Source organism: Humibacter soli, assembly GCF_054779035.1.
On record NZ_BAAGYX010000001.1, the window covers coordinates 746,849 to 771,489 of the forward strand.

General features: G+C 67.7%; 21 protein-coding genes and 1 tRNA gene. 12 read left to right on the forward strand and 10 right to left on the reverse strand.

All coding sequences use genetic code 11. The annotated features are described in order from the left end of the window. Positions 1-16 precede the first annotated feature (16 nt). Positions 17-1,351, reverse strand: a complete 1,335-nt coding sequence (locus ACYVDN_RS03480; RefSeq protein WP_460568483.1) for a M20/M25/M40 family metallo-hydrolase — start codon at positions 1,349-1,351, stop codon at positions 17-19. A 148-nt stretch (positions 1,352-1,499) separates the two neighbouring features. On the opposite strand from ACYVDN_RS03480, the gene ACYVDN_RS03485 reads away from it, so the two are divergent. Both ACYVDN_RS03485 and ACYVDN_RS03490 read left to right on the forward strand, forming a co-directional pair. Continuing rightward, positions 1,500-1,585: transfer RNA gene (locus ACYVDN_RS03485), tRNA-Leu, on the forward strand. A gap of 158 nt (positions 1,586-1,743) precedes the next feature. Next, entirely contained in the window at positions 1,744-2,835 is a 1,092-nt protein-coding gene (locus ACYVDN_RS03490; RefSeq protein WP_460568485.1) for an ATP-binding protein, read from the forward strand. Between the two features lie 23 nt (positions 2,836-2,858). On the opposite strand, the gene ACYVDN_RS03495 is transcribed toward ACYVDN_RS03490, so the two are convergent. After that, entirely contained in the window at positions 2,859-3,584 is a 726-nt protein-coding gene (locus ACYVDN_RS03495; RefSeq protein ID WP_460568487.1) for an SOS response-associated peptidase, read from the reverse strand. Positions 3,585-3,827: 243 nt separating this feature from the next. Between ACYVDN_RS03495 and ACYVDN_RS03500 the strand changes: the two genes are divergently transcribed. The 4 genes from ACYVDN_RS03500 to ACYVDN_RS03515 all read left to right on the forward strand — a co-directional run bounded on the left by ACYVDN_RS03500 (position 3,828) and on the right by ACYVDN_RS03515 (position 9,876). Beyond that, positions 3,828-4,541 (forward strand): hypothetical protein, encoded by a 714-nt coding sequence (locus ACYVDN_RS03500; protein ID WP_460568489.1) that lies wholly within the window; start codon positions 3,828-3,830, stop codon positions 4,539-4,541. Between the two features lie 18 nt (positions 4,542-4,559). Further along, positions 4,560-6,113 carry a DNA polymerase Y family protein gene (locus tag ACYVDN_RS03505; protein ID WP_460568491.1) on the forward strand — a complete coding sequence of 518 codons (1,554 nt, stop codon included), beginning with the start codon at positions 4,560-4,562 and terminating at the stop codon, positions 6,111-6,113. A gap of 32 nt (positions 6,114-6,145) precedes the next feature. Beyond that, positions 6,146-9,583: an error-prone DNA polymerase gene (locus ACYVDN_RS03510; RefSeq protein ID WP_460568493.1), complete on the forward strand. Its 3,438-nt coding sequence runs from the start codon at positions 6,146-6,148 to the stop codon at positions 9,581-9,583. A gap of 119 nt (positions 9,584-9,702) precedes the next feature. Next, positions 9,703-9,876 (forward strand): CsbD family protein, encoded by a 174-nt coding sequence (locus ACYVDN_RS03515; RefSeq protein WP_460568495.1) that lies wholly within the window; start codon positions 9,703-9,705, stop codon positions 9,874-9,876. An 84-nt stretch (positions 9,877-9,960) separates the two neighbouring features. Here the strand turns inward: ACYVDN_RS03515 and ACYVDN_RS03520 are convergent, their stop codons facing one another. Both ACYVDN_RS03520 and ACYVDN_RS03525 read right to left on the reverse strand, forming a co-directional pair. Further along, a complete protein-coding gene (locus ACYVDN_RS03520) occupies positions 9,961-10,476 on the reverse strand; it encodes a DUF6328 family protein (protein WP_460568497.1) in 516 nt (171 codons plus the stop codon). Positions 10,477-10,553: 77 nt separating this feature from the next. Next, the gene (locus ACYVDN_RS03525; protein WP_460568499.1) at positions 10,554-11,048 is read right to left on the reverse strand and encodes an Lrp/AsnC family transcriptional regulator; all 495 of its coding nucleotides are present in this window, start codon (positions 11,046-11,048) and stop codon (positions 10,554-10,556) included. 103 nt (positions 11,049-11,151) lie between these two features. Here ACYVDN_RS03525 and ACYVDN_RS03530 point away from each other — a divergent pair, with 103 nt between their 5' ends. Beyond that, entirely contained in the window at positions 11,152-12,384 is a 1,233-nt protein-coding gene (locus tag ACYVDN_RS03530) for a trans-sulfuration enzyme family protein (RefSeq protein ID WP_460568501.1), read from the forward strand. On the opposite strand, the gene ACYVDN_RS03535 is transcribed toward ACYVDN_RS03530, so the two are convergent. Further along, entirely contained in the window at positions 12,358-14,118 is a 1,761-nt protein-coding gene (locus tag ACYVDN_RS03535) for a DEAD/DEAH box helicase (protein WP_460572226.1), read from the reverse strand. The two genes, ACYVDN_RS03530 and ACYVDN_RS03535, sit on opposite strands and share 27 nt — an antisense overlap. A 238-nt stretch (positions 14,119-14,356) precedes the next feature. On the opposite strand from ACYVDN_RS03535, the gene ACYVDN_RS03540 reads away from it, so the two are divergent. After that, the gene (locus tag ACYVDN_RS03540; protein ID WP_460568503.1) at positions 14,357-15,160 is read left to right on the forward strand and encodes an SGNH/GDSL hydrolase family protein; all 804 of its coding nucleotides are present in this window, start codon (positions 14,357-14,359) and stop codon (positions 15,158-15,160) included. Between the two features lie 8 nt (positions 15,161-15,168). Here the strand turns inward: ACYVDN_RS03540 and ACYVDN_RS03545 are convergent, their stop codons facing one another. Beyond that, a complete protein-coding gene (locus tag ACYVDN_RS03545; RefSeq protein WP_460568505.1) occupies positions 15,169-16,179 on the reverse strand; it encodes a sigma-70 family RNA polymerase sigma factor in 1,011 nt (336 codons plus the stop codon). 164 nt (positions 16,180-16,343) lie between these two features. On the opposite strand from ACYVDN_RS03545, the gene ACYVDN_RS03550 reads away from it, so the two are divergent. Next, positions 16,344-16,937 carry a dihydrofolate reductase family protein gene (locus ACYVDN_RS03550; protein WP_460568507.1) on the forward strand — a complete coding sequence of 198 codons (594 nt, stop codon included), beginning with the start codon at positions 16,344-16,346 and terminating at the stop codon, positions 16,935-16,937. Positions 16,938-16,981: 44 nt separating this feature from the next. On the opposite strand, the gene ACYVDN_RS03555 is transcribed toward ACYVDN_RS03550, so the two are convergent. Beyond that, positions 16,982-18,232 (reverse strand): D-alanyl-D-alanine carboxypeptidase family protein, encoded by a 1,251-nt coding sequence (locus ACYVDN_RS03555; protein WP_460568509.1) that lies wholly within the window; start codon positions 18,230-18,232, stop codon positions 16,982-16,984. An 86-nt stretch (positions 18,233-18,318) separates the two neighbouring features. Further along, complete coding sequence (locus ACYVDN_RS03560) at positions 18,319-19,125, reverse strand: TrmH family RNA methyltransferase (protein WP_460568511.1); 807 nt, start codon at positions 19,123-19,125, stop codon at positions 18,319-18,321. A gap of 75 nt (positions 19,126-19,200) precedes the next feature. Here ACYVDN_RS03560 and ACYVDN_RS03565 point away from each other — a divergent pair, with 75 nt between their 5' ends. Both ACYVDN_RS03565 and ACYVDN_RS03570 read left to right on the forward strand, forming a co-directional pair. Then, positions 19,201-20,052, forward strand: coding sequence for an SIR2 family protein (locus ACYVDN_RS03565; RefSeq protein ID WP_460568513.1), 852 nt, complete (start codon positions 19,201-19,203; stop codon positions 20,050-20,052). Next, positions 20,046-20,762 carry a histidine phosphatase family protein gene (locus ACYVDN_RS03570; RefSeq protein WP_460568515.1) on the forward strand — a complete coding sequence of 239 codons (717 nt, stop codon included), beginning with the start codon at positions 20,046-20,048 and terminating at the stop codon, positions 20,760-20,762. Before ACYVDN_RS03565 ends, ACYVDN_RS03570 begins: the two co-directional genes overlap by 7 nt. Here the strand turns inward: ACYVDN_RS03570 and ACYVDN_RS03575 are convergent. After that, on the reverse strand, positions 20,717-21,811 hold the full coding sequence (locus tag ACYVDN_RS03575; protein WP_460568517.1) for a glycosyltransferase family 4 protein: 1,095 nt from the start codon (positions 21,809-21,811) through the stop codon (positions 20,717-20,719). The two genes, ACYVDN_RS03570 and ACYVDN_RS03575, sit on opposite strands and share 46 nt — an antisense overlap. Next, on the reverse strand, positions 21,808-22,755 hold the full coding sequence (locus ACYVDN_RS03580; RefSeq protein ID WP_460568519.1) for an alpha/beta fold hydrolase: 948 nt from the start codon (positions 22,753-22,755) through the stop codon (positions 21,808-21,810). The genes ACYVDN_RS03575 and ACYVDN_RS03580 overlap by 4 nt, the downstream gene beginning before the upstream one ends. An 83-nt stretch (positions 22,756-22,838) precedes the next feature. Here ACYVDN_RS03580 and treS point away from each other — a divergent pair, with 83 nt between their 5' ends. Beyond that, positions 22,839-24,536 (forward strand): maltose alpha-D-glucosyltransferase, encoded by a 1,698-nt coding sequence (gene treS, locus ACYVDN_RS03585; protein WP_460568521.1) that lies wholly within the window; start codon positions 22,839-22,841, stop codon positions 24,534-24,536. Positions 24,537-24,641: the final 105 nt, after the last annotated feature.

The following is a 24,641-nucleotide window of genomic DNA, read 5'->3' on the forward strand; positions in this document are numbered from 1 at the left end:
GTCCGGGGTGCCCGGGTCAATAGGTGGCCAGGAGTTCGCGCAACACGGCGCGGCCGAAGACGAGCGAGTCGAGCGGAACCCGCTCGTCGACGCCGTGGAACATGGCGGGGAAGTCGGTGTCGGCGGGGAGTTTGAGCGGCGCGAAGCCGTATCCCGTGATGCCGAGCAGGCTGAGTGCCTTGTTGTCCGTGCCGCCGGAGAGCAGGTACGGCAGCACGGAGGCCTCCGGGTCGTGCTTCAGGAGCGCGCCGCTCATGGCGTCGACGAGCGGGCCGGCGAACGGCGTCTCCAGGCCGATGTCGCGGTGGACGATCTCGATCTCGATGTCGTCGTCGAGCAGTTCGCGCAGTTGGGCGAGAGCGTCATCCTCTTCGCCGGCGAGCGTGCGGATGTCGACGAGGGCCTCTGCCCGCTCCGGCACCACGTTGTGCTTGTAGCCGGCCTTGAGGAGCGTGGGGTTGCTCGTCGTGCGCAGCGTCGCCTGGATGAACCCCGACGCTGTTCCACTGCGGAGCACGACCTCGTCGGGGCCGAGTGCGACCGGGTCGACATCGAGCAGCCGCGCCAGCTCGTCGACGAGCTGGGTCGTGGTGTCGGTGAGACGGATCGGCCACTCGTGCTGTCCGATCGCGACGACGGCCTCTGCGAGCTTGGTGACCGCGTTGTCGCGCACCAGGCGTGAACCGTGCGCCGCTCTGCCACGAGCGACCAGGCGGATCCAGACCAGGGACTTCTCCCCCGTCTGCAGCAGGTATGCCCGCTTGCCCGCGATGTCGACCGAGTAGCCGCCGACCTCGCTGATCGCCTCGGTCGCTCCCTCGAAGACCTCCGGATGTTTGTCGACCATGAAGTGGGATCCGAGCAGTCCGCCGTCCTCCTCGTCGGCGAAGAACGCGATCACCAGATCGCGCTCAGGCGCCTCCCCTGCGCGCAGGATGTCGCCGAGAGCCGTCAGCATCATGGCGTCCATGTTCTTCATGTCGACGGCTCCGCGACCCCACAGCATGCCGTCGTGGATCTCGCCTGCGAAGGGATCGAACGTCCAGTCGGCGGGATCCGCAGGCACGACGTCGAGGTGTCCGTGCACGACGAGCGCCGGCTTGGAACCGTCGCGACCCTTGACCCTCGCGACGACCGATGTGCGACCGGGGTCGGACTCGTAGGTGCGGGGCGACAAGCCCAGATCGGTGAGCCGCTCGCTGACGTAGGCTGCGGCATCCGTCTCGCCCTTGGCCTTGCCCTCTCCCCAGTTGGTGGTGTCGAAACGGATCAGGTCGCGCGCGATCTTCGCCGTCTCCTCGAGGCCCTCGTCGGATCGGTCGCCGATGGTGGTCTCGTCGGGGGTGGTCATGGTGCCAACGCTACCGGCGAGCCCTGCGGGCGACCAATCGGATGACCGGCCACGCGTCCCTGCGGCGCCCGCCGGCCCTGGCAAAAGGGGCCTCCTGATTCGTGCTAATCTCTTACGTCGGCGGTTGAATCATCAACTTCCGAACTGCGCGCGGGTGGCGGAATAGGCAGACGCGCTAGCTTGAGGTGCTAGTGCCCTTTATCGGGCGTGGGGGTTCAAGTCCCCCCTCGCGCACACAGTGAAGACGGCCCTTGGCCCGGGAGATTTCCCGAGGTCAGGGCCGTTTTCGTTTGCGTGCGACCGGCGTGCCAGGTCGGTGCCGGGGCGGGCTGCAGCCCGGGTCACCTCCGCAGGGTGATTCGTTCTGCACGGTCATCCGTAGCATTAAGTCCATGTCGTCAGCCCTGTCGATCGGAACACAGTTCTCCTCCACCGAGCCCGCGATTCTTGAGGCTCCCCACCTGAATCGGCACACCTTCTGGTGCGGCCAGAGCGGGTCGGGCAAGACCTACGCGCTGGGGGTGCTGCTGGAGCAGGTGCTGCTGAACACCAGGCTTCCGATCGTGGTGTTCGACCCCAACTCGGACTTCGTGCACCTCGACACGGTTCGGGATGACGCGCCGGACGAACTCGCGTCCCAGTTGCGGAACCGTGACATCCGCGTACTGCACTCGGTGTCCGAGCGCGGCGAGCAGCTCAAAGTGCGTTTCGTCGACCTCGACATCAGGACGCAGGCGGCGATTCTGCAGATGGACCCGGTGCTCGACGCCGAGGAGTTCAACGCGATGCTGCGGTTCGGGGCGACGTTCTCCGCCGGACTGCACGGCGTCGAGATGCCGCTCGTCGAGTTGCTGCGGGCAAGTGACGACCCCATGTTCTCCCACATCGCGACCCGCTTGGAGAACCTCGGCATCGTGGACTGGGACCTCTGGTCGTGGGGCGGCCGCGATGTGAACAACGTCATCGCCGAGCAGGCGGATGCGACGGTCGTCGACCTCGGCGGCTTCAGTTCACCCGCGCAGATGCAGACCGCGGCGCTTGCTGCCCTCGATCGCCTGTGGGAGCGACGGGAGGAACGGATCGGCCGGCTCATCGTCATCGACGAGGCGCACAACCTCTGCTCCCCCGACGCCGCCACGCCGCTCGAAAGGCTGCTGACCAACCGCATCGTGCAGATCGCTGCCGAGGGGCGCAAGTACGGCATCTGGCTGCTGCTGTCGACGCAGCGGCCGTCGAAGCTGCACCCGAACGTGATCTCGCAGTGCGACAACCTCGCCCTGATGAAGATGAGCTCGACGCGCGACCTGAACGAGCTGGCGCAGGTGTTCGGCTACGCGCCGTCGGAGCTGGTTGACCAGTCGCCGCAGTTCGCCAAGGGCCAGGTGTTGTTCGCCGGAGGGTTCGCACCCCAGCCCCAGATCGTGCAGGTGGGAGCACGGCTCACCCGCGAGGGCGGGTCGGACGTGCCGATCCCGCTGCGCTGAGCATCCCGCTGGGCTGAGCCGCCTCAGGACGACGGAAGCGCAGACCGCGGCCCCACCGGTTCGATGAGTTCGGGGCCGTTGTCGCGAACGGGACCGACCTCGTAGTACTCGAGAGTCGATGCCTGAGCCACACCGGCTCGGACCGCCTCGTCGACCAGCGCCTGGTCGCCGACCACTGTCGGGTCGATCCAGTGCTGCCAGAGCTCGCGCGGCAGGATGACCGGGTTGCGGTCGTGAATGTCAGCGAGCGTCTCCACCGCGTCGGAGGTGAGGATCGTCGCGGTGAGCCGCCACTTGTCCGGGTCGTCGTCGGCTTTCGTCGGATCGCGCCACCAGCTGTACATGCCGGCCAGGCCGAGCACGTCGTCGTGCGGATCGCGGATGAAGTACGGCGTCTTGTGCCCCTTCTCGCCCTGCCACTCGTAGTAGCCGAGCGCGGGGATGATGGCGCGCTGCGACCGGATCGGCTTGCGCCATGACGCCTTCTCGGTGATGCCCTCCGTGCGGGCGTTGAACGTGGGATAGGTGGTCTTGAGGGTCTTGGAGAACGACGGAACGAGCGACCAGTGACCGACCTCGAAGCGGTTCTCGACACCGCTCTCGCGCTTCGACGCGAACAAGACGGGGATGTCGTCGGTGGGTGCGATGTTCCACGACGGCGTCCACTCCTGAGGGCCTTTGCCGGTTGCCAGCACGAACTCCTCGATCAGCGCGTCGACCGTGTCGTCCATAGCGAATCTTCCGCACATGCGATCAGTCTGCCCTCCTCCACCGACATCGCGCAGTGTCAGGCGGTGATCGGTTGTCGGTGACCATCTCGTCGGTTGTCGGTGGTCCTTTTTAGCGTTTGTGGTGGCTGCCTTCCGTCCCGAGACGCGACGACAGGCGGACGATAGCTCCTGCCGCCGACATAGCGTAGAGTCGAAGAATTAGCCGGTAACGACACGCCGCGATGGTTTGACACTCTCGAAGAAGTGTTCGAAACTGAAGTGGTGACACTTCTCGCTGAGCACCCCCTCGAGCAGGCCAAGGCCGACCTCGAGCGACTGCTCAGCCTGCGCTCCCGCGTGGGAGAGCTTGAGCGCACCAGGGTCGACGACGCCGTGCTGCGCACGGATCCGACGCTGGCCGGACTGCTGCCAGGCGGCGGACTTCAGCCGGGTGGCGTCTATTCCGTGCAGGGGTCGACCTCGCTGGTCATGGCGCTGCTCGCCGGCCCGAGCTCTGCAGGGGCGTGGTGCGCCGTGGTCGGCATGCCGGGCTTCGGCGTCGAAGCCGCGTCGAGGCTGGGGATCGATCTCGGCAGGCTCGTGCTCGTTCCGCGCCCCGGCGACAGGTGGTTCAGCGTGACGGCGGCGCTGGCCGATGCCGTCGGGGTGGTGGTCACCGCACCGACATCGCGTGTCGGCGAAACGGAGGCGGCCAGGCTGGCAGCCCGGTTGCGGCAGCGAGGCACGGTGCTCGTCGTCTGCGGCGAGTGGCCTCGGGTGGATGCCAGGGTGCGGCTGACATCCGGTGGCTGGGCGGGCGTCGGCGCCGGGTACGGCTATCTCGGCACGCGCACGCTCACGGTGACGGTGGAGAGCAGATCGTGGGGACGAGAACGGAGCGCCGGCCTCACGCTGCAGCCCGACGGTCAGTGGACGGCAGCACAGGATGAACCGGACGCAACCGTGTCACCGATCCAACTGAGGGCGGTGAGGTGAGTGCGTGCCGCAGAGAACGTGACTCGCACAACGCGCAGCATCGTTCTGTGGTGTCCCGACTGGCCGGTGCGCACGGCGGTGGCGGCGGGACTGGCAGAGCCCGGGCATCCGATCGTGCTCATCGAGAAGGGGATGGTGTTCGCGTCGTCCGCTGCCGCACGCCGCGAGGGCGTGACGCGAGGGTTGCGGGTGCGCGAGGCGCAAGCGCGCTGCGCCGGGCTGACGGTGCTTCCCTACGATGTCGACGCCGATCAGCGGCACTTCGACCCGCTGGTGACGGCGATCGAGCAGGCCGTTCCCGGTGTTCAGCCGATCAGGCCCGGGCTGTGCGCGTTGCGAGCGAGGGGGCCTGCCCGGTTCTACGGCGGTGAGGATGCCGCAGCTGCCGAGCTGCTGCGTGTCGCGGCTCAGCACGGATCCCCCGACGCCTGCGTCGGCATCGCAGACGGACCGTTCGCCGCAGAGCAGGCGGCCAGGGTCGCATCGCGCACGGGCAGGACGCTGATCGTCCAGCCAGAGCGGTCGGCGGAATTCCTCGCACCGCTGCCTGTCGACGTGCTCGGCGACCCGGCGTTCGCGACACTGCTGCACCGGCTCAGCCTCGACACCCTTGGCGCCGTTGCAGCGCTCGCCCCTCTCGAGCTGGAGGACAGGTTCGGCGAGCTCGGTGTGCGAACGCACGCGCTGGCGAGCGGCTCGGACCGCACCACCGTGCTGGCGAGAGAACCACAGGCGGTGCTGGAGCGCTCTGCGGAGTTCGAACCGGGTCTGGAGCGCGTCGACGAGCTCACGTTCGCGTTCCGCCGTACGGCGGACGACTTCGTGGCTGGGCTCACTGCCGCGAAGCTCGTGGCCACCGCCATCACCGTCTCGGTGAAGGCGGAGTCGGGAGCGGAGAGCGAACGCACCTGGCTGCACCCGAGATGGTTCACCGCGATCGACGTCGTCGACCGGGTGAGATGGCAGCTGCAGGGTTCCGGCGTCGACAGCGGCCTCGACTCCCCCATCGTTCGCGTGACCGTCTCCCCCGAGGCCGTCGACGCGGCAGCGCATCACGAAGACGGGCTGTTCGGCGGAGGGCCGGACGAGCGCGTGCACCACGCCCTCTCCAGGGTGCAGAGCATGCTCGGTCACGACGCCGTCGGCACACCGGCCATGGGCGGCGGACGCATGCTCGCCGATCGTGCGGTCTTCGTGCCGTGGGGCGATCGGGTTCCGGATGCCGTGACCAGCGACGCCGTGAAGCCCTGGCCGGGCGCTCTTCCGCCCCCGTTGCCCGCGACGGTGTACTCGCCGCCCGTGCCGTGCTCCGTGCTGGCGGCATCAGGCGATCCTGTCGCAGTGGATGACGACGGTCTGCTCACCGTCGACCCGGTCGGCTTCTCCCCCACGGCGGGCGGCAAGCCCGTTCAGGTGACGGCGTGGGCCGGTCCGTGGCCCGTCGAAGAGCACTGGTGGGACCGAGATGCCGCACGCAGCGTGAACCGCCTGCAGCTCGTGGACGAGACAGGGGCCGCCTGGCTCGTGCTGCTTGAGCGCGGCGAGTGGGCGGTGGAGGCCCGTTATGACTGAGGCTGCCCGTTGGTGCGGAGAGGAGGCGTGAGATGGGCTGGAACAACCCGCCGATGCCGTGGTCGGAGCTGGAGCGCACTCTCTCCGGCCGCAAGCCGCCGCCCAGGGATCCCGCCACGATGGAGTCCCCGACCCGCGGGGCGAGACGTCGCGCCTATCACGGCGGACCTGTCGTACCGGTGGAGGGGCCTTACGTGCCGTACGCCGAGCTTCACGTGCATTCCAACTACAGCTTCCTCGACGGGGCGAGCGCTCCCGAACGCCTCGTGGAGCAGGCGGCGCGACTGCGGCTGAGCGGCATCGCGCTCACCGACCACGACGGCCTGTACGGCATCGTGCGGCTGGCGGAGGCGGCGGAGACGCACACGAGTGTGAAGACCGTGTTCGGCGCCGAACTGTCGCTCGGGCTGGGCAAGCCGCAGAACGGCGAGGCCGACCCCGAGGGCACGCACCTGCTGGTGCTCGCGCGCGGTGAGGAGGGCTACCACCAGCTGGCGGGGGCCATCACCGATGCCCAGCTGCATCCGGATGCGGAGAAGGGGCATCCGGTCTACGACCTGCACGGGCTCGCCGAACAGGCTGGTGGCCGCTGGACAGTGCTCACCGGATGTCGAAAGGGCGCGGTGCGCCAGGCCCTCGCTCATGGGACGGCGGACGGTGCGGGGCCTGACGTCGACGGGGCATCCCGTGCCCTTGACGAGCTGATCGAGCTGTTCGGCGCCGAACACGTCGTCGTCGAGCTGTTCGACACGGGCAGCCCGCTCGACACCGTGTACAACGATGCGCTCTTCGGGTTGGCCCGAGAGAAGGGACTGACATCCGTCGCGACAGGGCTCGTGCACTACGCCACCGTCGATGAGCGGCCGCTTGCCACGGCGATGGCCGCCGTTCGTGCCAGGCGCAGCCTCGACGAGTTGGACGGCTGGCTGCCAGCAGCCGCAACGGGGCGCCTGCGCGGCGGGGCGGAGATGGCCAGGCGCTTCGCTCGCTACCCAGGCGTGATCGAGCGCACCGTCGAGATCGCCGAGTCCCACGCGTTCTCGCTGAAGACCGCGAGGCCGAAGCTGCCGAAGCAGAAGGTCCCCGAGGGACAGACGCCGATGAGTCATCTGCGCTACCTGGTCGCGCAGGGCGTCGCCGCGAAGTATCCGGCCGGCTATCGACATGCGAGCGCCGAGGAGGTGACGGCGCGCATGGAGAAAGAACTGAAGGTGATCGAGGACAAGGACTTCCCCGGCTACTTCCTCATCGTGCACGACATCGTGCAGTTCGCGAGGGGAAGGGGCATCCTCTGCCAGGGGCGTGGCTCGGCGGCGAACTCGGCGGTCTGCTTCGCGCTCGGCATCACCGCGATCGACTCCATCGAGTTCAACCTGCCGTTCGAGCGCTTCCTCTCCAGCCTGCGACCGGAGGAGCCCGACATCGATGTCGACTTCGACTCCAGGCGCCGAGAGGAGGTCATCCAATACGTGTTCGACAAGTACGGCAGGCGCAACGCCGCCCAGGTGGCGAACGTGATCAGCTACCGGCCCAAGAACTCGGTGCGCGACATGGCGAAGGCCCTCGGGCACTCTCCAGGGCAGCAAGATGCCTGGTCGAAGCAGGTCGAGAGACACGACGCTCGTGCCGAAGGCGGCGACCACGACATTCCGGAGGCCGTCGTCGACCTTGCCGACCAGCTGAGGAACGCGCCGCGGCACCTGGGCATCCACTCCGGCGGCATGGTGCTCACCGAGCGACCGATCGGCGAGGTGTGCCCGATCGAGCACGCCCGGATGGAAGACCGCACGGTGCTGCAGTGGGACAAGGGCGACTGCGAGTGGATGGGTCTGGTCAAGTTCGATCTGCTCGGTCTCGGCATGCTCGCTGCGCTGCAGTACATGTTCGACATGGTGCGTGAGCACCTCGGCGAGGCATGGACGCTGGAATCGCTGCCCAAAGAAGAGGCGGCCGTCTACGACATGCTGTGCCGGGCGGATGCCGTCGGCGTGTTCCAGGTGGAGAGCCGTGCGCAGCTCGGCACACTCCCCCGGCTCCTGCCGCGAAGGTTCTACGACCTCGTGATCGAGGTGGCGCTGATCCGGCCAGGGCCGATCCAGGGCGGTGCTGTGCATCCGTACATCCGCAGGCGCTCAGGCAAGGAGGACGTGACGTATGCGCATCCAGACCTGGAGAGGGTGCTGAAGCGCACCCTGGGCATTCCGCTCTTCCAGGAGCAGGTGATGCAGATGGCGATGGCGGTCGGCGACTGCACGCCCGAGGACGCCGACCTGCTCCGGCGCGCGATGGGCTCCAAGCGCGGCATCGAGAAGATCGAGACGCTGCACGAGAAGGTGTTCGCCGGCATGGCCAAGCGGGGGCTCCACGGCGACGACGCCGAGGCGATCTGGGCGAAGATCGAGGCGTTCGCCGGATTCGGCTTCGCCGAGAGCCACGCGCTCAGCTTCGCCCTGCTCGTCTACGCCAGCTCGTGGCTCAAGCTGCACTACCCAGCCGCTTTCCTCGCCTCGCTGATCAAGGCGCAGCCGATGGGCTTCTACTCGCCCCAGTCGCTCACCCAGGACGCGGTGCGGCACGGGGTCGTCGTTCGGCATGCGGACATCCTGCGCTCCGGTGTGCATCCCGACCTCGAGCCGATCGATGACCACAGGACGGTGGCGCCGACCGGTATGGACCCCTGTCTCGACAGGAACCAGCCACCCGTGCCGAAAGGCTTCGATCGGCACGCACCGGATGCCACGCTCGAGCACCGCAGGGACGGCGCGCTCGCGGTGCGTCTCGGTCTCGCCGGAGTGAACTCCATCGGAGAGAAGCACGCCGCGCGCATCGTCGAGGAGCGTGAGGCATACGGGCCATACACGAGCATGCAGGACCTCGCCCGGCGAGTGGGCCTCACCGCCTCGCAGCTGGAGGCACTGTCGGCGGCCGGCGCGTTCGAGTCGCTCGGCATGACGCGCAGGCAGTCCCTGTGGGCTGCCGGGCCGGCATCGAGAGAGCGAAGGGATTATCTGCCGTCGACGGCCGTTGTCGTGCAGCCCCCGCTGCTGCCTGTTCTGTCGGCCGCAGACCAGGTGGTGTACGACCTGTGGGCGACGAACGTCTCCCCCGGTGACCATCCGATGCGGCACATCAGGTCTGCCCTGAACGGGCGGGGCACCCGTCAAGCCGCCGATCTGCTCGAGGTGGAGACGGGAACCCGTGTCGAGGTGGCCGGAGTGGTCACCCACCGGCAGAGGCCATCCACGGCCAGCGGCATCACGTTCATGAACATCGAGGACGAGACGGGGATGCTCAACGTGATCTGCAGCGTCGGTGTGTGGACCCGCTACCGCAGGGTCGCGCGCGACTCGGCTGCACTTGTGGTGCGGGGCATCCTGGAGCGTTCGGAGGAGGGCATCGTCAACATCGTGGCCGACCGGTTCGAGACCCTGTCGTTGAAGGCGCGCACGACATCGCGCAACTTCCAATGACTGTCAAGCCCTGCCGCGTGCGACGCACACCTGCCTACCCTGGGGCCCTACCGAGACCGGGGCGAACGCGCCTCGGCGTAATGGAGCACCCGCTCCACCGACCTGAGGAGGCAGACGCCATGGGTGCAGACGACAAGATCAAGAACGCCACCGAAGACGTGGTGGGCAAGGGAAAGGAAGCAGCGGGCAAGGCCACGGGGAACGAGCGGCTCGAGGCTGAAGGCAAGCTCGAACAGACCAAGGCCAACCTGAAGAAGGCGGGCGAGAACGTGAAGGACGCTTTCAAGGGCTGAGCGCTTCGAAGACTGAACGCCGGGCCGGCCGAGAGCACACGGGAGAGCTTCCTGGCCGGCCCTCGCTCGGCCGCTTGATGCTCGTCAACGACGAATGCGGCGCGCGACCAACGGAAGCACGATCCAGAGCGCCACGAGGACGAGCGCGGTGATGCCACCGGCGACGAGCCCGGCCTCACGCGACACCACGACATCGAAGATGAACAGGACGACACCGATCACGAGAAGTCCGACCGTGCCGAGGGTGATGCGCAACATCACATTGCCGATCACGACGAGTTCGGCCTTCACATGCCGTCGGAACAGCCAGCGATGCAGCGTGACGGGAGTGAGGTTGAGCGCGGTGGCGGCCGCGGCCAGGCAGACGAGAACCAGGTAGACCACCGACGAGAACGCGTCGAGGGTCAAGAACCGGGGCTGGAACGCCAGTGCGAGCAGAAAGCCCGTGATGATCTGCGTTCCTGTCTGCGTGACCCGCAGTTCCTGAAGGATGTCAGCCCAGTTGCGATCCGAACGTTGCACGACGGTCTCACTGCGGCCGTCGCCAGGGATGTCCTCCGAGTTGTCCTCCGGGACGTCTGCGATCTCACTCTGACCCACGGTGCGATGTTAAGCGGTGTCGGCGGAACGGCGCAGGGCTTGCAAGCGTGGCGACCGGGTGCGGGTGCCTGATCGGCTCAGCGACCGCGCTCCTCGAGGAGCCTGCGCCAGCCATCTCCGGAGGCGTTCTCGAAGATCAGGCTCGTCTCCGTGTGCGAGACCGCTGGATTGCCGGTCAGATAATCGAGCACGAAATCCCGCAGCTCGCCGGAATCCCGGGCGGCGACGTGCAGCAGATAGTCGTCGGCGCCGGCGGTGTGGAACAGCGCCAGCACGCCCGGCCAGTGCGGGGCAGCCGCTCGGAACGCGTCGATCTGCGAGCGCGAGTGCTTGGCGAGCCGCACCGCGATCATCGCCTGAAGCGGAATCCCCGCCGCCACCAGGTCGACGCCCAGCCGGTATCCGGAGATGACTCCCCTACCCTGCAGGTTCTTCAGCCGCAGTGAGACCGTCGACTCGGCGATACCCACCTCCGCAGCAAGCGCTGCACCCGTCATCCGCGCGTTCCTCGACAGAGCGAGCACCAGCGATCGGTCGATGTGATCGAGCTCGGGAATCTTCGAATCGGACATCCGCACAACCTTTCCTTCCGAAGAATATGCGACGAGTAGCTCCCTTGATGAAGGATGTCCACCGAACCTGCGCGAACGGACGGCGATCTGCTGTCATTCCAGCATGACAGTGTCGTCAACCATTCCGCAGAGTCCGCGCGCCATCCATCCCGAGACCCGTGCCGTGCACGCCGGAATGGAGGGGCTCGACGAGGCCGGCTCGCACGTTCCGCCGATCGACCTCTCCACGACCAACCCACTGCCCGGTGTGGATGCCGGCGGAGTGTCGTACGAGAATCTCGCGATGGGCGGCATCCCGGGCGCCGCCGACTCCGCCGTGTACCAGCGACTGTGGCAGCCAGGGGTCGCGCGTTTCGAGCGTGCCCTCGCCGAGCTGGAGGGCACGCAGGAGTCGGTGGCCTTCGCCACGGGCATGGCGGCCCTCAGTGCGTGCCTGATGGCCGCTGTCGGTGCGGGAACGCCTCACGTCGTCGCGGTGCGTCCGCTGTACGGCGGCACCGACCACGTGCTCGCGACGGGCTTGCTCGGCACGCGGGTGACCTGGGCGGAACCCGATCGCATCGCGGAGGCCATCGAGGTCGACACCGGACTCGTCGTGCTGGAGACGCCGGCGAACCCCACGCTCGAACTCGTCGACATCGCCGACGTGGTGCGGCAGGCGGGTTCGGTACCCGTTCTCGTGGACAACACGTTCGCCTCGCCGGTGTTGCAGCGGCCGGCGGAGCACGGCGCGAAGCTCGTGCTGCACAGTGCAACGAAGTTCCTCGGCGGGCATGGCGACGTCATGGGCGGCGTCGTGGCGACGGATGACGAGTGGGCTCGTCGGCTGCGCGGTCTCCGCGCCCTCACCGGCGCTCTCCTCCACCCGTTCGCGGCCTACCTGTTGCATCGCGGGTTGCGCACGCTGCCGGTCCGGGTGCTGGCGCAGCAGGAGACGGCGGGCGAGCTCGCGCGTCGGCTGCAGACCCACCCCGCCGTCCGCAGGGTCATCTATCCCGGACTGCCAGGGCAGGATCCCCTCGGTCTGCTCCAGCGTCAGCTCGACGGACCAGGATCCCTGATCTCGCTCGACCTCGGCGACGTCGACTCTGCGGTGCTGTTCACCGAGTCGTGCCGGCTGGTGACCCACGCGGTGTCACTCGGTGGAGTGGACTCGCTGGTGCAGCATCCTGCGTCGCTCACGCATCGGCCCGTCGCCGCCGAGGCGAAACCTCACGCAGGCGTCGTGCGGCTGTCGATCGGGCTCGAGCACGTCGACGACCTCACCGACGATCTCGTGGCCGCGCTCGATCGCGTCAGCGTGGCCGGCTCAGTGGTGGCCGAGTCGCTTGCGTAGCAGGTCGATGCGCGCCTGAAGCTGCGTCACGCTGGCCTGGGCGACGGCCGGCCCCCCGCACAGCCGGCGGAGTTCGGCGTGCACGAGACCGTGCGGCTCCCCCGCGTTCCTCGCGTAGAGGCCGACGAGGCTGTTCAGCAGGCTGCGCTGCTCCTTCAGGGTGCGGTAGACCGGCTGCGGTGCGGTCGAGTGGCTGTCAGATGACGCTGCCGGTCGTGATGCTGCACGTTTGGCCTGTCTCGCCTGCCTGGTGCGCAGGAGATCGTGCACCTGCTCCGGCTCCAGGAGGCCGGGAAGGCCGATGAAGTCCCATTCCTCGTCGCTGCCCGGCTCCGCGTAGCCGCCGAAGTCGGTGCCGTCGTAGAGCACGCGGTCGAATGCGGCGTGCGAGTCGAGCGCCTCGAACGCGAACTCCTGCTGCAGCGAGTCCGATGCCTTGTCACTGCGCTCCGCAGCCTCGACCATGGCATCTTCCGGGTTCCAGAGATCACCGTCGCCGTCCTTCGACACGCGGTCCAAGGCGTGGTCGCGTTCGAGCTCCAGGGCTCTCGCCAGTGCGATCAGTATCGGCACGTCGGGAAGGAAGACGGACGCCGTCTCACCGCGCCGTCTCGCTCGAACGAATCGTCCGATCGCTTGAGCGAAGAAGAGCGGGGTCGCAGCGCTGGTGGCGTAGACGCCGACGGCGAGACGCGGCACGTCGACTCCTTCCGACACCATGCGCACGGCGACCATCCATCGCGACGTGCCCTGCGAGAACTCGTCGATGCGGTCGCTGGACTCCTTCTCGTCCGAGAGCACGACGGTGACGCGTTCGCCGCTGATGCCCTCGAGGATGGCGGCGTAAGCGCGGGCGGCGACCTGATCGGTCGCGATGACCAGTCCCCCGGCATCCGGCACCGCTTGCCGCACCTCGCTCAGCCTGCGATCCGCGGCGTGCAGCACCTGCGGCACCCACTCGCCCTTCGGATCGAGCGCCGTGCGCCACGCCTGCGAGGTGATGTCCTTGGTGTTGCCCTCGCCGAGCCTGGCTTCCATCTGGTCGCCGGTCTTGGTGCGCCAGCGCATGTGCCCCGCGTAGACCATGAACAGCACCGGCCGCACGACGCCGTCGGCAAGCGCGCGTCCGTAGCCGTAGTTGTAGTCGGTGCGTGAGGTGCGGATGCCCTCCTTGTCGTGCAGATAGGTGACGAACGGGATCGGCGAGGTGTCGCTGCGGAACGGCGTACCGGTGAGCGAGAGCCTCCGGGTGGCGCGTTCGAACGCCTCGCGGATCGCGTCTCCCCAGCTGAGCGCGTCGCCTCCGTGGTGCACCTCGTCGAGGATGACGAGGGTTCGTCGATCCAGCGTGATATCCCTGTGCAACGCTGCGTTCACCGCAACCTGCGCGTAGGTGACGGCGATCCCTCGATAGTGCGAGCCGTAGCGTCCATGGGCGTTCTTGAAGTTCGGGTCGAGAGGGATGCCCACCCTCGCGGCCGCTTCAGCCCACTGCCTCTTGAGGTGCTCGGTCGGCGCGACGACGGTGACTCGTTCGACGGTGCGATTCTTCAGCAGCTCGACCGCGAGGCGCAGCGCGAAGGTGGTCTTACCGGCGCCGGGCGTCGCAGCGGCGAGGAAGTCGCGCGGCTCATAGCGGAAGTACTCCTCGAGCGCCTCGGCCTGCCACGCGCGGAGCTTGCTCGCAGTTCCCCACGGGGCTCGCGCGGGGAAGGACGGCGAGAGGTGCTCGATGGCCCAGGTTCCGACCGCGCGACCGCCGTCGTCATCGGTGGGTTCGTGCTCGTCGCCGGCCGTGAAAAGTTCAGGCGTGGTGTTTTCGGCGGACGACTCGGCTGGGGACCCGGTCGGGACGGGTGCGGGGGTCGAGGTGCTCACTTCACTCCACGGTACCGGGTGCCGGTGACAGTTCACGGAGCGTCGCGTCGCTGAAGCAGGAAGCGGCGACCGCGTGCGGAGCAGAATGGAACCCATGACGGAACCGCTGCATCCCTTTCATCGGTACGTCGCTCTCGGCGACTCGTTCACTGAAGGGATCGGCGATCCCGATCCGAACGCCCCAGGCGGGCATCGCGGATGGGCCGACCGGGTCGCGGAGGTGCTGGCCCGCAGCACCGACGACTTCGCGTATGCGAACCTCGCCGTGCGCGGCAAGCTGATCCGGCAGATCGCGGATGATCAGGTCGAGGCCGCGATCGCCCTCGAACCCGACCTCATCACCATCTCGGCCGGCGGCAACGACGTGCTTCGTCCTGGTACCGACCCCGACGAGATCGGTGCGCTGTTCGACGACGTCCTCACCCGCCTCTCCGTCACCGGCGCCACGATCGTCGCCTTCACCGGTGTCGACGTGGGCTTCTCCCCCGTGTTCAAGGCCATCCGCGGCAAAGTCGCGATCTACAACGAGAACGTCCGCAAGGCGGCGGAGAAACACGGATGCCTTGTCGCAGACCAATGGGCGCTGACCGAACTGCAGGACCAGCGTCTGTGGTCAGCCGATCGACTGCACCTCAATCCGCTCGGCCACCACACCGTCGCACGCATGGTTCTCGCCACCCTCGAGGTGTCGAACGACCTGCAACCGATGGAGACAGAGGCTCTGCCCGAACGCTCGTGGCGTCAGGCTCGAGCCGAGGACCTGTCGTGGGCGAGAGAGTACTTCGTGCCGTGGATCGTTCGCCGCATCAAGGGTGTCTCCAGCGGAGACAACATGCTGCCGAAGCGTCCGGAGCCGGCACCGGTGACACTGCCCGGCGACGAGACCGCGGCGATGTGAGGGTCGTTCTACGTCACGGCAAGCGCATCGGGCAGACCGAACGCGGAGAGCAGGGAACTCTCGAACCTGGTCAGCGCCGCGACCCCATCCCCCGCGAGGGCGATGACCATGAGTCCTGTGCCGATGGCAGTGCCGTCCGGCGTTCGGGTGTAGATGCCGAATGCCGGCTGCCCGTTGGCCCGCGTCGGGACGAGGTCGAAGTGCCTGCCGGACCCGAACAGCAACGCACAGAACCGGCCGACGGCATCCCTGCCCTGATACTCGAGGGCCATCGGAGGCATCGACATGAACACATCATCCGTGAGGAGGGCGACGACCGCGTCGACGTCACCTGCTTGATACGCGTCGACGAATCTCGCCACCAACGCTTTCTCGGATGCTGAGCCGGCCGCCGGAGCACGATCGCCCGCCCCGGCGGACGATGATCGCTGCACACTGGCTCTCGCTCGCTTGAGTGCGCTGGTGACCGATTCGACAGTCGTTCCCAGCATCTCGGCGACGTCCGCCGCCGGGAAGCCGAGCACATCCCGAAGGATCAGCACGGCGACCTGCCGGGGCGGGAGCAGCTGGAGCGCCGTGATGAACGCGATCGACATCGCATCCTTCTGCTCGTATCGGGACTCGGGACCGATCGGTCCGATGGTGGTGTCCACGAGCGCATCGGGGAACGGTTCCAACCAGACGACCTCACCGAGCTGCGTCGGCTCCGGTGGGGTCACCCCCGGCACGCTCCATTCCTTCGCGGAGCGACGACGTGTCGAGCGACGCAGGTTGAGGCATCGGTTCGTCGCCACCCGGTACAGCCAGGTGCGCACGGATGACCGTCCCTCGAACCCCGGCAGCCCCTGCCACGCGGCCAGGAGGGTGTCCTGCAGGGCATCCTCAGCGTCGTGAAGCGAGCCGAGCATGCGGTAGCAGTGCACGCGCAACTCGTTCAGATGAGGTTCGGTCAGCTGACGGAACGCCGCACTGTCACCGGCCTGTGCACGTGTGATCAGGTCATCCATCACGATGCTCATCTTGTCAGTCCCCTTCTCGCAGTGACTCGCGTGCCGATCGACGCCGGGCGCAGACGTAGAGACACCGGCCGAACCGTGAACTGGGCGGTGTGGGAACGCCCAATCCGCCACCGAGTGGATGTCGGTATCGGCATACGCATCAACGAGTGGAACGGAGAACTCCCATGGCACGGCTCATCATCAGCGAGAACATCACCCTCGACGGCGTCGTCGACGATCCGACCGGTGAAGACGGCACGGAGAACGGAGGATGGTTCGACACCTTCATGCGGGACGACCGCGGTGAGTGGGCGGCCGTCGAGTTCGCCGAGGCCCAGCAGGCGGAGGCACTGCTCCTCGGCAGACGCAGCGACGCGTATTTCGGCTCGAGGTGGAACTCCGCAACCGGCGAATGGGCGGATCGGCTCAACGGCCTGCCGAAGTACGTGGTCTCGAGCACGCTCGACGAGCCGGTGTGGCGCAACGCGACCGTGCTCGCGGACGATCCGGCCGAGGAGGTCGCGGAACTGAAGCGGCACCTGACGGGGGACGTCGTGACCTACGCCAGCCGCCGGCTCGTGCAGACGCTCCTGGAGCACGACCTCGTCGACGAGGTACGGCTGATCGTCTTCCCTGTCGTACTGGGAAGCGGTCTACGGCTCTTCGAGGGCGGTGCAGGCCATGCGGGCCGTGCCGCACATGCCCTTCGGCTCCGTACCGCTGAGGCGGTCGGCGATGGGTTGGTACGACTCGTCTACGACGTCGACCGGGAGGGGTAGAGCATTGCGGCGTTGTCCGCGGTTGAAGCGCGCCGCCGCGATGTCTACGGGAACAGCAGCAGCGGGTGGCTGAGCCGCCAGCTGAGACCTGGATCGGTCACCGCCTTCGAAACGGTGAGTGTGCTGGTGACCGACTGGCCGGCCCCGGAGTAGGTGACGGTACCGACATCGTCTCCTGGGTTGGCCAGCTTCACGGGTGCCGAGCGCACGGTGACCTTGATGGGGGTGTTCGAAAACACGAAGATGCTGCCGGCCCTCTCGCTCTTCAGCTTCGCGGAGTCGCCCCACACGCTCTGGTACGTGCCGTAGTCGGTCGACGCGGTGCCGACCTTCACGTCGTGGAAGCCGTTCTCGACGCTCTTCAGCAGCGCCGGCACCGCCTGCCACAGGTTGGAGTACTCCGGTGCACCCGTGACCACCCCGACCAACTGCAGTTTGTGTCCCTGCACAGTGACCGAGGCGGCGAACATCAGGCAGTGTCCCGCCTGGTCGGTCCAGCCTGTCTTGATGCCGTCGATGCCATCCTGACCGAGCAGGGCGTTGCTGTTGTTCACGGTGCCCGCGCCGGGCAGCGTCGCCGAGGGCGTGTCGACGATGGTGGACAACACGGGATTGGCGATGACGAGCTTGCCGATGCCCACGAGGTCGGCCGGGGTGCTCACGCTTCCCGGATCGAGCCCGTCGGGATCGGTGAGGTGGGTGCCGGAGAATCCGTGCGCTGACAGCCACGAGTTGGCGGCGGTGAGGAAGGCGGGCACCGATCCGAAGCCCCAGTTCGCCAGAGAGATCGCGTAGTTGTTCGCACTCGGCAACAGCATCGCAGTGAGCGCCTGCTTCTCGGTGAGCTGCTCCCCCGCCTGCACGGGCGCCCAGGAGCCATCCTCGTCCCAGACCTGCTGCAGGATGTCGACATCCGCCTGCGTGAACGTGATGGTCGGTCCTTCTGAGCCTGCGGTGATCGGATGCTTGTCCAGCAGCACCAACGCCGTGATCGTCTTCGTCATGCTCGCGATCGGCGCACTCTGGGTACTGCCGTTCTGCACAAGGAGCCCGCTCTGCCCGACGAGCCCGACGGCCGTGCTCCCGCCCCAGGACGGGAAGGCAGGCTGCACGGCAGCAGGAGTGATCGTGCTTGAACCGGATGCCGCCTCAGCCGCGGCAGGCAGCGGCGCGATCGCCGAGAGCCCGATGTACACCGCTGCGGCCATCACCATCGCGAGCGCGCCGAACACGACGATCCGACGGCGGCGGAAACGGCGACGCCGCTTCGGGGCGCTGTCGGACGAGTGGGACACGCCTTTCATGCTACGGACCGTTCCTATGGCCCGTTCTCAGGACGGCGGTGGGCCGGGACAGCTGTGGGGTCGGCACGGCGGTGGGGTCAGCGCACCTGCAGCGCATAGAGCGCGACGGCGGCGGCGGACGCCACGTTCAGCGAGTCCACTCCGTGCGACATCGGGATCGTCACGACGGTGTCGGCGGCCGCGAGAGCCCTGCGGCTCAGCCCGTCGCCCTCCGAACCCATCACGAGCGCCACCCGCTCAGGAGGGTCGGCCGCGTACTGTTCGAGGGAAACGGCGTCATCCGCAAGGGCGAGCGCTGCCAGTTGGAATCCGGCGTCGTGCAGTCGCGGCACGGCATCCGACCACTCGCCGAGGCGCGTCCAGGGCACCTGCAGGACGGTTCCCATGCTCACCCGTACACTGCGCCGATAGAGCGGGTCGGCGCAGCGCGGACCGACGAGCACTGCATCCGCGCCAAGCCCCGCGACGGCGCGGAAGACGGCGCCGACGTTGGTGTGGTCCACGAGATCCTCGAGCACGACAACGCGCCGTGCGTCCTCCAGAACCTGCTCGAGCGGCGGAAGGGTCGGGCGATGCATCGCGGCCAACGCACCGCGGTGCAGGTGGTAACCGGTGAGGGACTCCAGCGCCTCCTCGCTCCCGACGTACACGGGAACCTCCGGGAACCCGGCGAGGAGCGGCTCGATGTCGGGCAGCCAGCGATCGTGAACCAGCACCGACCGAGGAACGTGCCCCGCGGCGATGGCACGGGAGATCACCTTCGTCGATTCGGCCAGGTACAGTCCGCCGGCAGGCTCGAGCGCTCGCCGCAGCGCAACGTCGGTGAGCCTTGCGAAATCGGCCAGCTCGGGCGCGTCAACGGTGTCGATGGGGATGATGCGCATCGCGTGACTTCCAGGGTGCAGGAAACAAACTCGAAAACTCCGCTGTTTACACTGACCGAAGACGAGGGGACGAGTGTGAGCACAGCGGTGACGGCGGAAGCGACGATCGAGTCCGCCATCGACATCCTGGCAGACCATTCGGTGGCCGTGCTGACAGGTGCAGGCATCTCGACGGACTCTGGCATCCCGGACTATCGGGGCGAGGGTGCACCCCGTCGTACGCCCATGTCGTTCGGCCAGTTCCTGCACGACGAGCGGTCGCGCAAGCGCTACTGGGCCGGCAGCCATCTCGGCTACACGCGATTCCGGGCTGCCGAGCCGAACGCCGGCCACCTGGCACTCGTGCGCATGGAGCTGGCGGGCGTCGTGCCGGGAATCATCACGCAGAACGTCGACGGCCTCCACACTCGCGCCGGCTCGAGGCGGGTCGTTCCGCTGCATGGCACGATGGATCGCGTGGTGTGCCTGAACTGCGGTCAGATGTTCGCGCGCGAAGACATCGCCGCCCAGATCGATGCTCTCAATCCCTGGCTCTCGTTGCCGGAGGCCGTGACGATCGCCCCTGACGGCGACGCAGAGGTGTCGGATGTCGACTCCTTCGTCATCCCGGCGTGCAGCGTCTGCGGGGGTGCGCTCAAGCCCGACGTGGTGTTCTTCGGCGAGTTCGTGCCGCCGCTGCGCTTCCAGGCCGCGAAGGAGCTCGTCGACGGTGCCGACGCGCTGCTGGTCGCCGGATCGTCGCTGGCCGTCAACTCGGGCATCCGCCTGATCGAACAGGCGCGACGTCGAAAGATGCCGATCGTGGTCGTCAACCGCGGTGCGACGAAGGGCGACTCGAGGGCAGCGCTGAAGCTGGATGCCGGCACCTCCGAGACTCTCGTCGCACTGGCCGACGCGCTGACAGACCGAGCAGCACACGCATGCTGAGCGCGAAGGGAGTGACCGCCGGCGAAGGAGCGTCGAGCGGCCGGGGGACCCTGCTGACCCTTGTGCGGCACGGCGAGACGGACTGGAACCTGCAGCGGCGCATCCAGGGCTCCACCGATGTTCCGCTCAACGACACCGGACGCGATCAGGCGGCGACCGCGGGCGAGAGCATCGCGCTCGCGGGCTACTCGCGGGTGTACGCGAGCCCGCAGGTGCGCGCACTTGAGACGGCACGCATCATCGCCGCGGCCTCCGATCTCGACGATCCGGACACGCACGTCGAGCTGCGGGAGCGCGAGTTCGGGCCCGCCGAAGGGATGACCGGTGACGAGATCGCCGAGAACTTCCCTGACGGCATCCCAGGGCAGGAGACGCGAGACGCGGTCGTCGAACGGGCGTTGCCCGTTCTGCTGCACCTGGCCGACCGGCACGAGGGAGAGGCGATCGTGGTCGTGACGCACGGCGCCGTGATCGGCTCGATCGTGCGGCGCATCACCGGCGGGGAGCGCCCGGAGCCGGGAGAGCCGATCTTCAACCTCTCGCTCACGCACCTCGAGGTCGCGGGTGGCATGGTGCGACTGGGGCGCTTCAACGTACCGGCGGAGTCGCTGCAGGAGGCGGTGTTTCCCCAGCTTCGCGGAACGCCGTCGCAGAGGGATGACCCTCAGGACGAGGCCGGCTTCGCCGACCTCTCCCCCGCGACTTCCTGAAGCAGTTCGAGCAGCGCGTCGGCCGATGCCGCCCAGGTGTAGCGGGATGCCGCCGCGACGCTGAGCGTCGAACGCCTCGCCCACTCGCCGGGCTGCTCGAGGCCGCGCACCGCGTCGGCGAAGGCCTCTGGGTCGCGAGGGTCGGCATAGACCGCCGCCTCTCCCCCGATCTCGCGGAAGATCGGGATGTCGCTGATCACCGCTGGTGTGCCGACGCGCATCGCCTCGACGACCGGGATGCCGAACCCTTCGTCCAGCGATGCCGTGACGAGCGCCGTGGCGTTCAGGAGGGTGCCGAAGTACTCCTCGTCACTGGCTCCGTTGTGGAACACGAGGCGGGCGCCCGGCGCCGCTGAGGTCAGGCGCTCTCGGTCGGCGTCGCCGATCCTGCTCATCAGGTGCAGCTCGTACCCGGGCAGCAGGGCCGTCGCCTTTGCGAGGGTCTCGACGTTCTTGTACGGCATGAACGAGCCCATGTACACGAGAGACCTCGTCGCCGGTGCATCCCTCGGCTCGGTGGGCACCCCGCTCGGAACGTCGGGGGCGTTCGTCACCACGTGTACGGGCCGCCGGGTGAGGTGGTGCTCGGCGATCAGCCCGCGAGTGGTCTCCGAGACGGCGACGACGGCATCAGACCTGTTCAGGAGCATCCGCTGCGGCCACCACGCGAGGTGGTAGAGCCGCCAGAGCCCGCGCACGAACGCGGGCAGATCTCGCGGTGGTGTGCGGTTGCGGTAATAGATGAGATCGTGAACGGTGAGCACGAGCCGGTACCTGCGGCCCATCGAGCCCATGGTCTGCATCGGGGTGAAGACGACGTCGGGCGCCAGCCGGTTCACCTGTCGAGCGACGAGCGGTTCGAGAGGACTGGTCGGCGACGCGGCCATCGACCACGGCAGGTCGGGCAGCATGTCGAGCTGTCGCCGGTCGTTGATCAGCATGGTGACCTCGTGCAGCTTCGCGAGCTCGGCGACGAGGGATGCCGTGTAGCGGCTGATCCCGTCGTGCCGGCCGATGCGCGTGTAGCGGCAGTCGAAGACGATCTTCATGCCGCCTCGCCGTCGAGGAAGGCCTTCACCATCGCTGCTGCCCGGTCGGGCGCCTCGTAGTGCACGAGGTGGCCGACACCGCCGTCGACGACCTGAAGCGTCGCGTTCGGGAACAGGGTCTGCAGCCGGCGCTGTGCGACGAGCGGTGTGATGTCGTCTTTGTCCGATGCGACCAGCAGAACGGAGGCGTCGATGCGCGCCGCATACTCCGACACGTCGTGGCTCACGGATGCCCTGAATGCCTCGAGAACGACCGCGCGGCTCGTGAAGGCGCTGAAGTAGGCGGCGTGCTGGGCGTGGATCCAGCCGCGTAGGCGCCTGTCCTTCGTTCTCGTCATCGCCTCGCTCATCACGCGCACGATCACGCCGTTGCGGAGCAGCGCGAACCCGAGCCGCTCCGGCAGTGCGGCGGCGAGCCAGTAGTAGAAGATCGCCAGCCGCGTGAAGATCGCCCGCGGGCCCTTCAGCGCAGGTGCTCCGATGGGGTTGACAAGCACGACGATGTCCGGATGCGGCTCATCCGAGGCCGGTTGATCTGCAGGGTGGTCTGCCTGGTCGGCGAGCGTCGCGGAGACGACGATCGACCCGAACGAGTGGCCGAGAAGCACGAACCGTCCGGCAGGGTGCAGCGCAACGAGAAACGCGCGCAGCCACCGCACATAGTCGTCGATGTCGTGTCCGTGAGCCAACGGCTCCGACTCCCCGAAACCGGGAAGATCGGGCACCACGACGCGGAACTCCGCCAGTCGAGCAGCGATCGGCTCGAGCCCCTGGTGCTCGCCGCGGAAACCGTGTACCAGCACGATCGTCGTCGTTGCATCCTGCTCGCCGTACTCCCAGAACGCGGTGCGCACTCCGTCGACGTCGAGGTCGTGCCTGCGGGGTGTGACGCCGACCGCAACGCGCGAACCGGGGTGTGCGGAGGACGCGGGACGGGCTGACATCACGCTCAAGTGTAGGTGGACCCGTTGTGTCGTCGTTCTAGACTCGATGGACGCGCGCAACCGAAGTCTCAGGAGCATCGCCAGTGACCTTCACCGCACCCATCCAGCTGCCAGGTCTGACTCTCGATCCGCAATGGTACCGGCGCGCTGTCTTCTACGAGGTGATGGTTCGCTCGTTCGTCGACAGCAACGGAGACGGAACAGGCGACATCCAAGGCCTGGTCTCGAAGCTGGACTACCTGCAGTGGCTCGGTGTCGACGCGCTGTGGCTGCCGCCGTTCTTCAGCTCTCCGCTCCGCGACGGCGGATACGACGTGGCCGACTACCGAGCGATCATGCCGGAGTTCGGCACCCTCGACGAGTTCCAGGACCTCGTCACCAAGGCGCACGAGCGCAACATGCGGGTCGTGATCGACCTGCCGCTCAACCACACCAGCGACCAGCACGAATGGTTCCTGTCATCCCGCAGCGACCCCGAGGGGCCGTACGGCGACTTCTACGTGTGGAGCGACACGGATGACAAGTGGCCAGACATCCGCATCATCTTCACCGACACCGAGGACTCGAACTGGGCGTTCGACTCCGAGCGCAGGCAGTTCTTCTTCCACCGGTTCTTCTCGCACCAGCCAGACCTCAACTACAACAACCCCGCCGTGCACGATGCCGTCTTCGACATCGTGCGGTTCTGGCTCGACATGGGGGTCGACGGTTTCAGGCTGGATGCCATCCCCTACCTCTACGAGTCCGATGAGGGCAACGGCGAGGGCGAGCCCCCTACCCACGAGTTCATCAAGCGACTGCGGGCGATGCTCGACCACGAGTACCCCGGTCGCGTCATGATCGCGGAGGCGAACCAGTGGCCGCGCGAGGTCGCCGCGTTCTTCGGCACCGACGACGAGCCCGAGTGCCACATGGCCTTCGACTTCCCGGTGATGCCGCGCATCTTCTACTCCCTCAGGTCGCAGCGAGCCGACGAGCTGGTGCGGGTGCTGTCGGAGACCACCGACATCCCCGACGGCGCAGGCTGGGGCGTCTTCCTGCGGAACCACGACGAGCTCACCCTCGAGATGGTGAGTGAGGAGTACCGGCAGGCGATGTACGGCTGGTACGCGTACGACCCGCGGATGCGCGCCAACGTGGGCATCCGTCGTCGCCTCGCCCCGCTGCTCGACAACTCGCGGGCCGAGCTCGAGCTCGCGCACGCGCTGCTGTTCTCGCTGCCCGGCACACCGTTCCTCTACTACGGCGACGAGATCGGCATGGGCGACAACATCTGGCTGCCCGACCGCGACTCGTCCCGCACCCCGATGCAGTGGACGCCCGACCGCAACGCCGGCTTCTCGAGCGCGGACCCCGGCAAGATCTACCTGCCCGTCGTGCAGTCGCTCGTCTACCACTTCAACCAGGTGAACGTCGAAGCCCAGCTGGCGCAGTCGCGGTCGCTGCTGCACTGGATCAGGAACGTCATCTACGTGCGCAAGGCCCACCCGGTCTTCGGGCTCGGCTCCATCACGGTGCTGCCGAGCGACCACTCGTCTGTGCTCGCCTTCGTGCGCTCCTACAAGGGCAGCGGCACAGTGCTCGGCGAGCAGCCGGAACACGTGCTGTGCGTGTTCTCGTTCTCGCACAACCCCGTCTCGGTCACCCTCGACGCCCCGGACTTCGCCGGACGCGAGCTCTACGACCTGTTCGGCGGAGGGCAGTTCCCCACCATCGCAGAGGACGGCCGCTTCACCCTGACGCTGGGCACCCAGAGCTTCTTCTGGCTCCATATCGAGTAGTTCCGCGCGCCGGACTGCGCCGTCCGCGCGCCGGTCCCCGCCCGGCGCACCGCGGCCGAGTTGGCGCGTGGTCGCCTCCGGCGCCGTACACGCCGCCGCCTCGTG